Genomic DNA, 16,249 nt, shown 5'->3' on the forward strand with positions numbered 1-16,249 from the left:
TGACATCAATTACATAATTCTTTTACTTTTTTTGATTGAGTTGGCAAGTAATTGCGGATATGGTTGCATCCTTTCTCTAACAACCCCTGAAAACTAATATCTGAGACATTCCATAGCAAAACAACTTTATCTGACCCGGCAGAGGCCAACCATTTGCTATCGGGACTGAAATTCACCGTCTGCACCGCCGCAGTATGCCCATTCAGGGAAGTGATGAACGTTCCATCCCGTTGCCAAAGCTTTATTGTGCCATCGCTACTCGCAGAGGTGATCGTTTTTCCATCAGGACTAAAGCTGGCATCAAGGACCGCAGCAGTGTCTCTCAGTGTGGTGATTAACCTTCCATCTCGGTGCCAAAGTTTGATTGTCTTGTCATTACTAGCAGTAATGATTTGTGTTCCATCACGACTAAAACTAACGGACCAAATTACATCTGTATGTCCTTTCAGTGTTCGGAATTCTTGCCCCCTAGAAGTCCATAATTTTACCGTTGTGTCATCACCAGCAGTGGCAATTGTTTGTCCATCAGGACTAAAAGCCACACTCAACATTCTCTTCTTGTGTCCTTTTAGGGTGCTCAGTTCTTTACCTTCCAAACTCCAAAGTTTCGCGGTTCCATCAGCACTGGCAGAGGCAATTGTCTGTCCGTCATGACTGAAGTTAACAGATAGGACCTTCTTTCTATGCCCTTTCAGTATTCTTTGGAGTTGCCCATCTAGACCCCAAATCTTGATTGTGTTATCATCGCTGCCACTAGCAATCGTGTTTCCATCAGGACTAAAGCTAATGGCGTTCACCTTACTGTTGTGTCCTTTCAGAGTCAAAAGTAGCTTAGCTTCTCGATTCCATATCCTCACTGTTCCATCAGAGCTTGCACTGGCAATCCGTTTACCATCTGGGCTAAATTGAACCGAATTCACCTCTTGCTGATGTCCAAACAAAACAGTTAACCAGTTTCGATCGATCTGCCAAAGCTTCGTGATGTTATCGTTACCTCCAGTCGCAAGCATTTTTCCATCTGGACTAAAAGTAACACAGGGAATGGGCCCGTTATGACCTACCCAAGTATCCAGTAATCTGCCATCTTGTGCCCATAGTCTTACGGTTCCATCCTCACTGCCAGAAGCAATGGTTTGTCCATCCCGACTGATACTAACGCTCCATACCCCTCCAGAATGCCGAAGGGTATTTAAAGGTTGCCCCTCTCGATTCCATATCTTGACTGTTCCATCTCGGCTACTAGTGGTAAAAATCTGACCGTCACTACTGAAATCTACACTCCTAACAGGCTGAGAGTGTTTGGTGAGAGTCTTGATTAGAGTCTTGCCATCCCGACTCCACAGTTTTACGGTTTTATCATCACTGACTGTGATAATCCGATCGCCACTAGGACTAAAACCCACTTGCCTTACCAAGCCTTGATGTCCTTTAAGGGTACCCATCAATTGACCGTCCAACCGCCAGAGTTTTACGGTTTTATCACCACTGGCAGTAGCGATTGTTTTTCCATCTGGACTAAAACTGATACTCATCACCCAATAATTATTATGAGCATGAATAACCCGTATCAGGTTGCCGTTACTGTCCCAAAGTCTGACTTTTCCATCTAGACTGCCGGAAGCAATCTTCTTCGCATCAGGACTAAAACGGACGCTCATCACCGCTTCTGTATGTCCTAACAAAGTTTTGACTAGACTTCCATCCCGTCGCCACAACTTAACTGTGCGATCGTCGCTAGCTGTAGCAAACATCCGACCATCCGGACTAAAACTAACATTCTCAATAGCCTTGTGATGCCCTTGCAAGCGGTTTTCCTCCCTTACCCAGCTCGCGGATTGTGCCAGAGTTGTGAGAACATTAGTCTGGAGTTTTTGGTCTGTGCTGCCCCAAGGTAATTGTTGCAAATGCTTATTAGCTGTCAGTGCATCAATCAGGCCATCAAAAGAAGTTCGATTCACCGCGAAATTAGCTTTTGAAGATTGTGTTAAAGCATCAATTAGTCCTATTTCTGCTTGTCTCCACTGATATGCAGCAAAAATGGCAAATCCACTTAGAGAAAGAATGACTCCTGTCACAGTGGCAACCAAACTACGCTGACTGTTTCGCCTTTTTTGCAAACTGTACTGCACAAACTCAGTTTCTACCTGGTTTAACCAATTATTATCAGGGGAGTTGAGTACCTCCTTATTCAATACATCCAAATAGGGATTAGCATTCCAAAGAAACTTTGCCTGTTGCCCAGCGTTCCACTCTAAAGCGGATGGAGTTAAACGCCTTTGCAGTGCTAAATCTTTCTCCTCTTTTACCCAATTCAGCAGCTTTTGCCAAGCCCGCACCAAAGCATCATGGGCTGGTTCCACGTAGGGATTCCCCTCTGCATCTTGCCCTTTCACTAACAACCTGGCTGTGCTAAAATGCTCAATTACTTTCTTAACTAAACTATTTTTATCTGGCGGATATTCCAATTCCGATAACGGGACTTGTCTGCGCGCTAATTCACCCCCAGCCAGGGCTACCATCCGCAGCATTACATGACGGATAACTTGGCTATAAGCTGGATTTTCTTGAACTAGCGCCTGATATTCCTCATCAGCTCTTTGAGTTAGCGATTGGATGACTCCTCCCAAAGCTTGATAATCTTCTTGAGTCAGCGCCCGGTCAATTGTGCTCCCTCCGTTTTCTGCATCCCGTTGTCGCTTTAAATACTTTAGATAAAGTTCCCTCAACGCGAAAGAAAGCAGTGGCAATGCTCCCGGCATATCGGCCACTTCATTAATTAATTGTTCTACTAAATCGTGGGGTTGAAAATACATTACCCGTGCTTCAGCGGGTTTCTCAATTGCTTCCCGTAGTTCGGCTCGTGTCATCGCTGGTACAATAAATCGTCCGTTGAGCCAACGCTCTTTAAGCTCAGTGTCAGTGTTTCCTACTTCTTTTTTAAGGACTGTGGGGAAACACTTTAAGCCAGCATCTCTGACTTGGGTTTCAAAGTCAGAACGTAGGCTTAACACTACTCGTAATTTATCCCGATGGGCATCAATTGCTGTAAGTATTTGTTGGAAAAATTCCGGGCGCTCATCCTCATCTTGACAGAGTGTAATTATTTCTTCGCTTTTATCTATAAAGATTAATAAATGGGAATCGGGATGATTTTTAGCCCAAACCGCAATACTTTGACTCAGAGTTTTTTGTTGATTTTGTAATTCAATTTTGGGTAATTGGGCATCAATCAGCGCATTATTCAAGGCTTGAAAAGGTGTTGCTCCGGGGCGTATTGGTGATAGAATACACCATTTGTCGCTTTTTTGCTGTTTCAATTTGGGGATTAATCCGGCTTTTACCAAACTGGATTTACCACAACCCGAAGCACCCAAAACCACTGTTAGAGGATTAGTTTGGACAATATTTTGTAACTTTTCTATTAGTTCGTTTCTACCGAAAAACAGTTTGTTGTGTTCCTCTTCAAAGGGTAACAAGCCACGATAGGGATTTTTGGAAACATCCAATGGTGGGGCGGGCGGTAGATTAAGCGCGTGTCCTGGTGTCAGGAAAATATACTCGCCTTTATCGTGTTTTTTGAGGGGATGAATCCCTGGCGTCTGACGAATAGCCCGCGCTTCAGTCGCAATTTCAACCCGATCGCGCAAATACACATAGAGATCGGTTGCCGTAATTACACCATCCCCGGCTGGCTTACCGGGTTCGGCTGGTGGAAAAGCATCGGCTTTACCCTCAAGTGCTTCTATCAAGGCAGAGGCAAACGGTGAATGGCTTCCAATTTGCCCGCGATCGTCTTTCAGGTTAAAAGCATCCCATGCAGATTGATCGTAGGCAGCCGAAGTGAGGACTTGCCATGCGGCGTCTTGAATGAAGCGATCGTAGCGTTCTTTGTGGATCGTAACCAGTTCAACAGGAACCGCTTTGCGTAGGCTTGACCAGCGAAAAGCACCCGCAAAACAACAGTCGAGAATGCCTAAAAAGTGACGGCAGGGAAGCTGAAGCAAGGCTTTATTCACGTCTGACATCGGCAGGTAAGTGCGAACATTGCCCAACTTAGCGTTTTGAGGAATCAGACAGCCTTCAGGGCCATCCTCACCGTTGAGGGCAATCCCATGTCCAGCGAAGTAGAAGAGAAAGCGATCGCCCGCCTGAATTTGTTTCGGCAGTTCTATCTCTAATACCTGCCGAAGTTGGCTGAGGGTAGCTGCTTGATTCAGAAGCAGAGTGACGGTGTAATCATGCTCGGTTTCGAGGATGCGGGCAATTTCTGTCGCATCACTGACGGCTGTTTTGAGTGCAGAGATGCCGTTTTTGTAGTCGTTAATGCCAATAATTAGAGCGTAGCTGTGTTGAAATTCTGACATACAAAGCAACATCCTCTGATAATTTGAGGGCTCTTCCAGAACTCAACAGAGAACTCATATAGCAATCCTAAATCATTCTCATAATTATTGTAGGGGCAATCCCCCCGTGGTTGCCCGATAGATAGGGGGTAGGCACGGGGGCACTACCCCTACAAATTTATCGGAATCATTTAGGATTGCTATACAAAGAAGCAGTAATCTGTGGTCGGTGAGCGCAGTCGAACCGTTCTAATCTGGTGAATAGCCCAATTTACCAAACACCTATCGCGCTATTGTGATTTTAATCTCCTTCGTTGTCCATTCCTGACTCGGATCGAAAATCGCTGTTGCTTTAGGACTGGGAATTTCTGGTTGAGTATCAACATCAGCACCGATCGCAGCCAGAAGTTGTCCCAGCGGATTATCGCCGCGAGAGAGTTTCTCTGCCTTTTTCTCAATTTCTTCATCAAGTGAGGGCAACTCCAGCCAACGAAAATCATTCGGTCTGACAGTCGCAAAAACTTTCAAGGTTTCGGCTCCTTTGGAATATTTACCAGTATCCGGTAGCTTGATTTCAAGCGGAATTAACATTTCTTGATTGGGATTGAATGGATAAAAAATCGCCTCTGGTATTTGGAGTTGAAGGCGAGAAACCGCCCAGTTTGATTCGAGATCCAGCACAGCAACATTCAAAACTTGAGAGGAAGTATTCTTAATTCGCAAGAATGCGTACTCACCCGATTTAACAACTAGATTAGTCGGATCGGGAAACGGCTGCGGTTTTTTAGACATCCCCGGTCGCCAGTTTGGTTGTGTGAGTAATTCCACCTCTAATTTGCTCGTCAAATCAGAAAATTGATTGCTCAACTGTTGAATCGCCTGATATTTTACTAAGTGTACCAATCGCTTCACTACTTGTTGCGGAGCATCAGAGTCGTCAATCTTTAGTGCAGGTGTGAGGTTTTCGATCGGTGTACCAGTGCAAATCTCATACTCCCCTTTTTGATTAACCGCAACTTGATAATCTTCCTTCTGTTGGGCATCCGCCAGTTTCAACCAGCCATTTCCTGTCAGTGCTTCCTCGACTGCTGAGAGTGCATTATTTTGCTTGTCCGCAATTGCTTGAGGCAGTTGATTGTCTTTGTCACCAACCTCTTTTTTGAAAACGCGTACTCCTTGTACTAAATCGACAGGGGCTGATAGCATCACTGCTGGAGAACCTTGGTCAATCTTGTCCTGACGCAGAACATCGATCGCATCTGCCCAGGCATCAGAAGCACCAACTTTGGCAATTTCAACGATCGCCAATTGCTTATTTTTCTGGGTAAAATCTGTCGTGCCAAACGCATAGATTGCGAAACGATAACCTGGACTGAGACCGTTTGCCATCCCCGCATTCAGCCGAACTTGCTTGACGACTTTCTTCGGTTCTGAGTCTGCCTCTGTTACCTCTGCCTCAATTACCTCAACCACGTTGACGGCATATTGTAAAGATCCGCGCTCAACTCCGAAGACAAAGCGATCGCTCTCGCCCACCAGCATTGGCATCTGAGGGAACTTGCTTTGAATTTTCGCACTGACGCGATCGTGCAATGTTTTGTACGTCAATCCTGAAGGGCTACTGGTTAACGTATCGATCATCCAGTACGTCAGCGCCCCATGTCGCTCCTTACCGCTCACCGCATACTCGTAGGCATACTCGCTAGGACGACAGGCAGCTAGCAATACATAATCTCTAGGTTGAGGAAGCCACTGCCCAGGGGTAATACTTGCAGGAATCCCATCAGTCAAAGCCTGCCAGTTTGCGATCAGCTCCTGTCGCTGGGCAACCAAGCTTTCAGAGTCTCGCAGTGCTGTGTCGGTTTCTCCGGGGCCTCGAATTGCAACATCGTCGCCTCTAGTTGCTTCTCCAGAGTGGCAGCTATCCAAGACTAGGGTGACAATCAACCCTTTGTCCGTCATCCGCTTCAACAGTGTCGCCAATTCCACATCTCGCAGGTAGCGCCCAGATTCGTTGCCAACATCTATTGGCACAATTCCCTCATCGAGTTGGTCATTCCCCTTCAATTCGGGATAAATAGTTGTCGTCCGTCCTCCATGTCCAGAATAGTGAATGTAAACCTGCTCTCCCGGCTGAGCTATTTCTGTAATAGCCTTAAACTTTGCCACAATATTTTCATAAGTTGGTTCCGGGTCTTTGGTCTCGATTGTTTCCGCGACTTCAGGATTCGGAGAAGTCAGCTTGAAAATCCGTTCGGATGGAACCTTCAGTGTCTCGGAGAGGTAGCTTGCTACAAGATTAATGTCACGCACGGCTCCTTTAAGACTCTTGTACAACCGATTGGGTAAGTAGTAGTCAATGCCAATTAATAATGCGTAAAAATTCAGTGTTTGATCGGGTTGGTCAGCCATTTTTACCTCATCACTCCAGCATCTGTATTTAACTCAGAGAGTTGGTGTATCGGCAGAGTTCTAGAGCCGCAAGTTCAAGCTTTTCAGAAAACTCTGCCGATACACCAACGTATCCTTCAGCTCAAGATTTTGTTAATTCGATCGCGAACAGTTCAAGCCATTAGCTCGCGGGTTTTTGGTCCGACAATTCCGTCTGGCTTCAAACCCTTCTTCTGCTGAAATTCCTTGACGGCTTTATCTGTTGCTGGCCCAAATTCACCATCAGCCCCAACTACAATCCCAGCCTTTTTCAAACCATCCTGAAGCTTGAGTACATCCGAACCTTCCATTCTGGGTATCGCCAAGCGCAAAGTTCTGGGTTTGCCATCCCACGGCGCTTTAGGAAACCCTGGAGCAGGAGATCGATTAAGTGCATCCTCGGTTTGAGGGCCAAAACCGCCATCCTCGCTAATCTTTGCATTAGGATTGTTCTGATTCCAAAGCTGCTGAAATGCGAGTATTGATTTGCTGCGAAGATCGATCGTGCCGCCACCTTGGTAATCGAAGTGAGGTGGATCGCCCGGTAATGGATTCCAGCCATACCGCATTAAATAAACTTCCCAGCCTCTTGCATCTTCAATGTCGATCGCTAACCCAGTTTGGTGGTTGCTGGCTCCCGGTGGAGCTACAGGATTAGAGTTGTTGAAGCGATCGTTATACAGCAGCATTTGCTGAGCGATCGTGCGGTAGGCAGAGTTCACCTGCATAGTTTGACCTCGATCTTGAATGGCTTTCTGGAGTGCCTGTTTTGCAGGGGCTTGTACATAGGGAAAGGCTGCCTCTAGCAAGTCTACATTCAGGTCATCAAAACTGACAAAGGCATCTGGCACAATCAGTTGGAGTTGATATATCAACTGCTGGGATAAGCCATTTACCACCGCAGTCGAAGACATGGGTGCATCTTGAAGCAATCCGGGGAAACTGCCTCTAATTCCCAACCGATCCCGTTCGACAAATTCTTCACAGGCCTCGACAATTACAGGTTGATTAAAGAGAAGATCGCTTGAGTCAGTCATGGTTTTCTCCTATCGGTTTGAATTTGGTTACACAATCGATGTTATAGTCCCAATTCTTTTCGCGTTTGGGCACCTACAACACCATCCGCCGTTAGCCCTTTCTGCTGCTGAAACTGCCGCACTGCCTTGTCAGTATCATTGCCAAAGAATCCATCAGGTTCGAGATTAATTCCTGCTGTTTTCAAAGCTTCTTGCACTTGACGAACATCCTCACCTTGCATGAGAGGATCGGTGAGTTTCAAAGTGCGAGGTGCTTCTGAGATTGTTTCACCTGTTACTTCTTCGCCTGTTCCTTCATAGGTTAAGAATGACTGCCAGGGTTTTCCCAAAAACAGCGATCGTTCAGCCAATCGTCGGCGTGTCAGCCCTAGCCAGGGTTGACCGTTGACCTTATTCCACACAGGAAACTGATTAGCTGCTCCTTGATAATTTCCCTCGTTCAAAAGCCTCAGAAGAGTTGAATCTCCAAAACCTCCTGGCCCCACGTTGAAGCAGAAACAAACCAGTGCAGAAAACTGATTGTCATTGAGCTGAACTTCCACGGCATCCTCAACAAAGGATTCAAATTTTTCTAAATCTTTGCTCAGCAATTCTTCTGCTTGCGTTTGGCTAATCGTCAGTCCTGGAAAAACATCGTTGCCAGTGTGTCCATAACCAATTGTCCAAACTCCACCGCCGTCATCATAAGCAGTTAGCTTACATCCTTCAAACGTAGTCAGAAGCTTAAAGCCTTCTCCATTGATTTGCTTTGAACCTCTGCGTTCTGCCACATCAGGCGGTTGTTTTTCTGGAGGATTAATGTTGTATGTTTTAGCCACGCTGAACTTTAAAGCATCAATTAATGCTTTTACTTGCCCATTTGTCTCGGTGACTTTAACGGCTAGGTCGTCTTTTATTTCGTACACGCGACCATCGCCGAAGATTTCAAGTGATCTTCTTGGCATTTTAGTTTTTCCTTTGGAAAAGGTAGATGAACTGGAAGGACGCATCCTGAAGATCCCGATCGCCAAACTTTTGCCTGCCTCTGACAACGTGTGAAAAGAGTTTATCAATTCATACTTGTTATCCAAAGTCTTTGTTCGACCAGTGATTTCACTAATTACGTCTGTCCCAAAGTAAATTCCGGGATTTTCTTGAACTTTTACAAAAGTTTATTTTTGCCGATCGAGATCGGTGTGCTGCTTGTTCTATTTAACGATCGCGATCGCCCAATTCCACCACTATCAAATTACACTTATGAGTCTTGGATGTAAGCTGTCACGCATTTAAATTGCATATTTAGGGCGGGCGAGACGCCCAACCCCTACTCCCCACAAGACTTAGATTGTTTGTTGACATTTTATTTAAATGCTGAACAGCTTATCAACTAACCAACGACCATAGTTGACACCCACATTCCGCACCAGCAACGGGTAGCGTACAGTACCCCGTGCGGATAGAAGTGAATCAGGAGAGACAATAGTTAGTAATAATATTCAATAATTTATATCAGTAAGCATAACCATGTTCGGAATGGGGCCCGAAACAGCTTTCGATTCCACTCCCCGCCAACGGTTTTTACCCCATGAGTCAGAAGAGTGGGTTTGCGGCTGTGGGAGTGGGGGCGTCAGCTTACTCGTGACGATGTGAGAAAGGCTTTAGTTTTGTGGAATTTAGCAGCAGGGCGGACAGTCACAGCCGCCGCCCCTGCGGAAACCCGGTTTTGGTTGATTAATTAATCTTAGATTCAACGCTAGATTTTTCCGATGTCGCCACTGCTTTAATCTCTGAAATCGCTTTCCGGCTGAAAATTTGGAAGTAGAGGGAAACAAAAAACTCTTTGACTGGAAAAATGATAAAAGTCAAAGGATTAATTGTCACGATGATATTGCGGGCATCAGCTTTAGCTTGTTTGACAACTTGCTGTGCTACCCAGTCAGGAGACATGATGCCGATCGGGTTTAAGTTGCTTTTAAACGGCCCTAAAATCAGTTTGCGAACGATGCAGGGTGCGTCTAGTCGCCGCAGGGTGACTAAATCTCCGAGGGCGCGCTTGCTGAGTTCGTAAAGAGGACTGACAGCGGGAATTACTTCGGCTTCTGAAGTGTTGATCCAGACTTCTTTGCAAGCGATGTTTTCGTTAGTGCGGACTGTTAAGAAAAAGAGTTCCATCAGCCGCCACGCGGAAAAAGTGTTAATTTCGTATGAGTTTGCGATCGCCTCTCCTGTTCTTTCTCGCTGTACGTTAATCCCGTGATTGATGACGAGAATATCGATTTTTTCTAACAATAGGGCTAAGTCTGCCTCTTGGCCAGCTTGCCAAGTTACGGTTTTCACAGGTAAATTTTCGCCGTCTAAATTCAAAGTAATTTCCTCATTTCCAGAGGAGAGGGCGATCACTTTTGCACCAGCTTTGTGCAGGTGTTTGAGTAGCAAACGCCCTAAAGTTCCAGATGCACCGGTGACGGCTACAGTTTTGCCTTTGAGAGAAAGTGCTGTACCCATAAGTTTATCTATTAAGGTGAAAGTACCGCAATAGTAAGCATTTTGATTGTCGAAGTGGTGCCGCCAGTGATAAGGTTTATTAACTAACCACTTGCCAGGGGGAGTCAGGAAGTCTCCCGGTTGGTGGGTGATGTCGGTTAATTCGTCTGCACCTTTGATGCCGATCGCGCGGGCGATCGCGCTCAACAAAAAGCCTAAAGTATAAATACAACCGGCGGCTGCACCCCAGTGATATTCCGGCAGCCCAAAATAAGCTACAACCCACAGCAACAAGCCTAAAACCATCATCGCCGCACCTTCGGGCACGTCGTGACGCCAGTGTGCTTGCTTGTAAATTGTCTCGCTGACGGGGGTCAAATTCGGGCGGAAAACGCGGTGATGCCAAGTGTGCAGCTTTTGCAGGGGTGCCCAATAATGCGACACGACGTGATAAAAGTCTCGTATTATTTCTGCCCAGCAGACAGAAGCTATTGCCACAGCGCCGACTATCCAGTAATTTACCATGCTCGCACCAGTTTGAAATTTGAGATATTAGATATTGTCTGCTTTGAAAGATAACTCAAAATGGCTTTTATTGCTAGTCTGGAAGTTGACTCAGGCGTTTTAAAATCTGCAAAACCCGGTACAATTCATTGCCGGGATTGGAAATAACAAATTCAGCCGATCGCGCATACTGGGGAGTTTCCCCTCTAACTAACTTGACAAAAGAGAAGTTAGCACCTGTGGTAATCATGCCAAAAGTAGGAGTTTCTGGGTTGGGATCTGCCAGCATATATGTCAGGAGTTGTGCGAGTGCTTCGTCTGTTGAAAACGAAAGTTGTTTGGATTCAATTACTGTCACCCACAAGTTTGCTTTCATAATTAGGATATCTATTCTGCCTTCGATGATTCTGCCTTCGTCTTCCTCTTGAATTGCGATCGACTTTTCGGCTTTGACTTGAAAAGGAGACTCATACAGACCGGCAATAAACAAAATGGGGCTGATAATTGTTAGCTTGACTGCATTTTCCCATACAGGCGGGTTATCTACCAAGTTGAAGTATATGTCTTGAACGCGATCGAGCAATTGTTTTTCTGAGTCTGTTACTTCGGGTAAGTTTTCTTGCCATTCTCGGAAAAATTCGCTGTTACGAACTCGCTGTAAACCGAAGTTATCGATTAGATAGCGGAGGTTGACATCTCTTGCTTGTAGTTTTTGCATTATGATTAATAAAGGGTTTTATGGTTATTAATAACTTTAGCAGAATTTGGATTTTTAACCGCAGATGAACGCAAATGAACGCAGATGAAATTCTGAGTAAGTTAATTTGGCCCAGATGTCTGTTCATTGGGATTTGCGATCGGCAATTGGCTGTTTTTGTCCCGCTTGCATTTCCAGCAATTTTTGAACAATCTCATTATGCCTGATTGTTCAGCTAGGTCGAAAATTTGGTAAATTAATTTTTTTTGCCAAAGGTCGATCGCACTCAATCAATACTGAGGCAAAAACCGGGTTTTTTTTAGGCAAATCAATCGTGGTTCGCCGCCGATTCCGATAGAAAAACCCGGTTTATTGATCCAAAATCTACGCTTTTAGGCTCCGCAACCATAAAACTAGATGATGACACCCTGTGCGTCCAGAAATGTATCTACAATCTGCAAGTTTGCCGCGCTCTTTCATCCTCCGGTTCTTGCCACCCAAAAGCAAAATGACTCACCGCATTAATTTGCGGCGTCGCGGCGCGAATTGCCTGCATTTGAATCTCCAAAGACGGCCGATTTTTAAGAGGTTTTCCCCAATCTCCAGCAATGGCAGGAATAATTTTTGCTCCCGGAGGCGCTAAACTCACTGTCCGCTGCACCTGTGGCACAATGCAGCTTACATCCCCGCAATTTCCGTAAGACATGGCGTGGAATTCCATTGCAGCCGGAAATGTGTCCCAAGGCTGCAACCTCGAATCATATCCCCCTTGATTTATCGCTTGATTTGCAGTGGGAAAAAACACTGCTCCTACAGGAATTCCCATCCTTTGAGCGGGTTGAATTGCTATCCCCAAAAAATCTAAAATCCCTTGTACTGCGTGAGCAACGCTCAGTTTCCACAGGTCTTTTTGCAGAGTGCCGGTATCGGGAAGCGGCGGTGTCGGTTTTGGTGTCGGAGTTGCAGGGTTTGGCTTGTTAGTGGCGGGAGTTGTTGAGGCCGATCTTGATGCGGCATTCGGCCTTCTAGAAGCTGTAGTTGCTACTGACATCGCCTGCGGAACTCGACCCTGCCAAAGAGGTTCTCGCTCAGTTGGATACTGTTTGACTACTGCTTGAACGTCATTAGGATTGATAAATCCCTTAGTCAAATATCGCTGAATTAAATCTCGCCCTTGCTGATTGCTAGCCCGCTGCAAAAGAACTTGCTGCGATGCTGGGCCGTAAATCCACAAGTCTTGAACTTTGGTAGCAACTGAAGCGGGTCCGATGCCCCGTAGATAGCGAATGTAGTCGAACAACATTCCTTGGGGCTTGCGCTTGACTATTTGATTTACTAACAAAGTATAGTCTTGCCGTGCTTGTGGGTTGTACGGATCGATAAAGGCTTGATTGCCCGGAACTTCTCCGAAGTCCTCGTTAATTGCTGCGTATTCGCTTACTGTTAAACTTGTCTGATTTTTACCGTTGATAGCGAGGGTTTGCTGTCTGTCTGAACGCTGAGAATAGCTATACCCAAAGTTCATGGTAAATAACCAGGCGTATACTTTTAAACCTCGCTGTTTGCCTTTGGCGATCGCCTTTTCTAACAAATCGTATTTCTCGTAACCGCGATTTCTCACAACAGAAGGCCAAGCCGTTGGATTGTCGGCGGCTGGGAGAAGCACTTGACCATCGTAAAATGTTTCTATATAGACTTGGTTGTAGCCTTTATTCACAACTTTGTCCAATACTCGATCGAGTTCTCCGGGTCTGACATCGCAGGGATACAAACGCAGCCAAATTGCTTGGGTTTCGGGCCAAGTTTTTTGGCGGCATTCTGCTATTTCCCGCGCGTGTTTGTTCAAAACAGCAAAATATGCTTGCTGAGATTCCCGTTTTCCCGACAGCGCGGCGCGGCGCAAGTCTTCTTTTTGATTGACTTGTTCTGGGGATAATTGGCAATAGGCTGATGTTTGGGCAAAAGCTGGTTGATTTCCGATAAACGGCCAAACAAGCTGGCTGATGAAGCTACTGGTTAAAACAGCAGTTACCGCACTTAAAAAGCGTCGCTGGTGTTGCAAATTCGCGATGCGAGTTGGTGCAATTTTCATGGGAGAGTTGGATGGGGTTTTCTGGTTTAAATTGGGTGACGATCGCATTTTGCCGATCGCCCTCAACAAGCAGCTACAAATTTTCTACTTTTTTGGGTTAACCTAGTTATGGCATAAGTCGATCGCACAATGCAAATTCTATCTGGCGGCTATTTAAATTCCATAAGGGCGATCGGGTAAGACAAGACTCCGCGATTAAACGGTTTTGCAGTATTTTTTCCCTAAATGCTGCATAAAAAAGCGCCTGGATACAGTGGGCGCTAAAAGCAGTTGATATTTCTACTAAAAATTGTTAACACTCAAATATCAAGGATGAAAGATGAATTATTAAAATTTATCCTTGATCCTAAATTTTGAGATTAAGATCCTCTGTTAAGAGCAGCTTCTACTTGCTGAAATTCTGACTCAAGACGCTTTTTCAATTTTTCAGGAACGGGACGGTTTGGATAGGAACTGTAATGTCCGGCCAAAGAGTTTAATGCCGTCCGCATTGTCGTGAAAGAGGCCAGCTTGGTAAGAGCGGGATCGCGGCGGTATTCAGCAAAAAAATCGTTGATACTTGTGCGAGCCTTGGCTTGAGCGGCTGCTTTTTCCGGCGTGCCCTCTGGCAAAGTGAGCGCTGTTCTCAAGCTCTTAACTAATGCTAATGTGTCTTGACCATAATCTCCACTCAGAGTGGCGGGAACATTGGTACAGCCCGCTACGCCGATGACAACAACTAATACCAGGGCTAACAGACGGGAAATGTAATGCTTCATAAAAAATTCGGTAAGTGGGAAACTCAGTCACGAAGAGTGCTGAGAGGGAAACGACTCGGCGGTTGAAACCGGCGTGAATCTTTCCATTACCGCCTTGGGATTGCTAGATTCGGTGTACTTTTGTAGTGTACTTTCGATGGGACAATTACCATCTCAAACTTCGCAACCCTGTACGCATAATGTTCGCTCTTTTATGAGCCTCCCTTTCGGGGTAATGTTAGCTTCGACAAAGTTAACGGCCGGTACTATATCTAGGACACTGATTTAACCCAATAAGTCTGTTTAATCCTAAATTTCTAGAGCAAGGAACTAGCTTCGCATCCCTTGGTAGGTCTTTAAACTCTTACCGTTAACGTAGTACGCGAGGTACTTAGTCTGGTCAACTGTGGTTTAAGTCTTAGGCTAGAAGCCCAGTGTCTTTAGACCTGGGTCGTTGACAAGGGTTAGAAAAATGGAAGCGAAAGCTGCAATCAAAATTAACCTTTATCCTATCTCGAATTGAGGTAATAATGCCACTTTCTACATTTTTTTGTTCTCATACCATGAAACAGAAAATTTGTCAATCTAAAATCTCAAATCTCAAATCTAAAATCGATTGATTTGTCCAGCAACGACGGAGAGAATTTGGGTTTGTCGCAGCCACTGAGCATCAAAAGCGCCTAGGTGAGTTGTAGTAATCAGAGTTTGAAATCGTTCTTGAATTGTTTCTAAAAGTTGATTTTGGCGGCTCAGATCGAGTTCTGCAAGTACGTCGTCGAGCAACAGTAAAGGCGCTTCACCGACGACTTCTTCAATAAGCTGCAGTTCGGCTAATTTTAATGCTAATACCAGAGTTCGCTGCTGACCTTGGGATGCGTATTGACGAGCTGGGGTATTGTTAATGGTAAATGTAATGTCGTCGCGGTGGGGGCCGACTAAAGTGGTTCCTTGAAACTGTTCTGCGATCGCCCTTTTTTGAATTTTCTCTAAAAATGCTTGCCGCACTCCTTCGAGATTATCTTTAGCGATAAATTCTGAACTTACTTCAATATTAGCATCGTATTTCACATCCAAAACTTCTGCTGAACCGCTAATTGAACGGTGCCAATTTCGAGCTAAAGGCATCAATCGCTCCAAAATTCGATCGCGCCTGCGGATGACGCGAGCGCCCGCTGTCGCCAACTGCGCGTCCCACAAAGCTAATTCTGAACGGGGAATTGGGAATTGGGAATGGGGCATTGGGCATTGGGCATCGGGCATTGGGAATTCTGTGATATTTTGGTCTTCGGGAGTTTCAGATCCGATAAATCGCATTTTGTCAAAACTGTCGGAAAATTCAGCTTTCCTGATTTCTTTAGAACGTTTCAACAGAGCGTTTCTCTGGCGCAAAATTTGGTTATACTGCTGCAAAATGTGAGCGTAAATCGGTTCTAATTGGATGACTAGGCGATCGATCCAATTGCGCCTTCCTTCGGGCCCGCCACGCACTAAGTCCAAATCCAAACAAGAAAATTGCACTACATTTAAGACGCTCAAAAAGTCTAAATGGCGACGCAGCGGTTCACCATTGAGCTTCAGTGTCCGACGCGCCCCAGAGCGAAGAGTTAAAGCTAAGTCGATCGCTCCGGTTTGACGTTCGAGTGTAGCATCAATTTGCCCGATCGGCTTTGAGTCGAGTATTAAATCGCGATCGCGCCCTACCCTGTGGCTTTTTAATGTGGAAAGCAACTCTACCGCTTCTAACAAGTTAGATTTTCCTTGAGCGTTATTTCCTACTAAAATGGTTTTGGGAGCGTCAAACGCTACCTTTTGATCGAAGTAGTTCCGAAACTGCCGTAGGTGCAGCGTTTTTAAATACATAATATAATGACTGTTGACTGTTGACTGTTGACTGTTGACTGTTGACGTGGGTTATTGATAATCACCCTGCCAGAAAAATCTTTATT

At 45.4% G+C, this 16,249-nt stretch carries 9 protein-coding genes; all 9 read right to left on the reverse strand.

Annotated elements, in window-relative coordinates; translation table 11 throughout:
- Positions 1-5 precede the first annotated feature (5 nt).
- The gene (locus QUB04_RS08105; protein ID WP_333283192.1) at positions 6-4,364 is read right to left on the reverse strand and encodes an nSTAND1 domain-containing NTPase; all 4,359 of its coding nucleotides are present in this window, start codon (positions 4,362-4,364) and stop codon (positions 6-8) included.
- A 261-nt stretch (positions 4,365-4,625) separates the two neighbouring features.
- Positions 4,626-6,755, reverse strand: a complete 2,130-nt coding sequence (locus tag QUB04_RS08110) for a caspase family protein (RefSeq protein ID WP_333283194.1) — start codon at positions 6,753-6,755, stop codon at positions 4,626-4,628.
- A gap of 152 nt (positions 6,756-6,907) precedes the next feature.
- Positions 6,908-7,810 carry a peptidoglycan-binding protein gene (locus QUB04_RS08115; RefSeq protein WP_333283196.1) on the reverse strand — a complete coding sequence of 301 codons (903 nt, stop codon included), beginning with the start codon at positions 7,808-7,810 and terminating at the stop codon, positions 6,908-6,910.
- Between the two features lie 41 nt (positions 7,811-7,851).
- On the reverse strand, positions 7,852-8,754 hold the full coding sequence (locus QUB04_RS08120) for a glycoside hydrolase family protein (protein WP_333283199.1): 903 nt from the start codon (positions 8,752-8,754) through the stop codon (positions 7,852-7,854).
- 766 nt (positions 8,755-9,520) lie between these two features.
- Positions 9,521-10,798, reverse strand: a complete 1,278-nt coding sequence (locus tag QUB04_RS08125) for a bifunctional sterol desaturase/short chain dehydrogenase (RefSeq protein ID WP_333283201.1) — start codon at positions 10,796-10,798, stop codon at positions 9,521-9,523.
- 73 nt (positions 10,799-10,871) lie between these two features.
- The gene (locus QUB04_RS08130) at positions 10,872-11,495 is read right to left on the reverse strand and encodes a restriction endonuclease subunit R (protein ID WP_333283203.1); all 624 of its coding nucleotides are present in this window, start codon (positions 11,493-11,495) and stop codon (positions 10,872-10,874) included.
- A gap of 427 nt (positions 11,496-11,922) precedes the next feature.
- Positions 11,923-13,566: a family 10 glycosylhydrolase gene (locus tag QUB04_RS08135; protein WP_333283205.1), complete on the reverse strand. Its 1,644-nt coding sequence runs from the start codon at positions 13,564-13,566 to the stop codon at positions 11,923-11,925.
- 359 nt (positions 13,567-13,925) lie between these two features.
- Positions 13,926-14,324, reverse strand: a complete 399-nt coding sequence (psb27, locus tag QUB04_RS08140; protein ID WP_333283206.1) for a photosystem II protein Psb27 — start codon at positions 14,322-14,324, stop codon at positions 13,926-13,928.
- Between the two features lie 585 nt (positions 14,325-14,909).
- Entirely contained in the window at positions 14,910-16,163 is a 1,254-nt protein-coding gene (locus tag QUB04_RS08145) for a DNA replication/repair protein RecF (protein WP_333283208.1), read from the reverse strand.
- Positions 16,164-16,249 lie beyond the last annotated feature (86 nt).

It is taken from the genome of Microcoleus sp. D2_18a_B4 (genome assembly GCF_036702475.1).
Classification (GTDB): domain Bacteria; phylum Cyanobacteriota; class Cyanobacteriia; order Cyanobacteriales; family Microcoleaceae; genus Microcoleus.

Bases quoted from the DNA above. Each gene is read 5' to 3' on its own strand.
- QUB04_RS08105 (WP_333283192.1), bottom strand. From the start codon at position 4,364: ATGTCAGAATTTCAACACAGCTACGCTCTAATTATTGGCATTAACGAC.
- QUB04_RS08110 (WP_333283194.1), bottom strand. From the start codon at position 6,755: ATGGCTGACCAACCCGATCAAACACTGAATTTTTACGCATTATTAATT.
- QUB04_RS08115 (WP_333283196.1), bottom strand. From the start codon at position 7,810: ATGACTGACTCAAGCGATCTTCTCTTTAATCAACCTGTAATTGTCGAG.
- QUB04_RS08120 (WP_333283199.1), bottom strand. From the start codon at position 8,754: ATGCCAAGAAGATCACTTGAAATCTTCGGCGATGGTCGCGTGTACGAA.
- QUB04_RS08125 (WP_333283201.1), bottom strand. From the start codon at position 10,798: ATGGTAAATTACTGGATAGTCGGCGCTGTGGCAATAGCTTCTGTCTGC.
- QUB04_RS08130 (WP_333283203.1), bottom strand. From the start codon at position 11,495: ATGCAAAAACTACAAGCAAGAGATGTCAACCTCCGCTATCTAATCGAT.
- QUB04_RS08135 (WP_333283205.1), bottom strand. From the start codon at position 13,566: ATGAAAATTGCACCAACTCGCATCGCGAATTTGCAACACCAGCGACGC.
- psb27 (WP_333283206.1), bottom strand. From the start codon at position 14,324: ATGAAGCATTACATTTCCCGTCTGTTAGCCCTGGTATTAGTTGTTGTC.
- QUB04_RS08145 (WP_333283208.1), bottom strand. From the start codon at position 16,163: ATGTATTTAAAAACGCTGCACCTACGGCAGTTTCGGAACTACTTCGAT.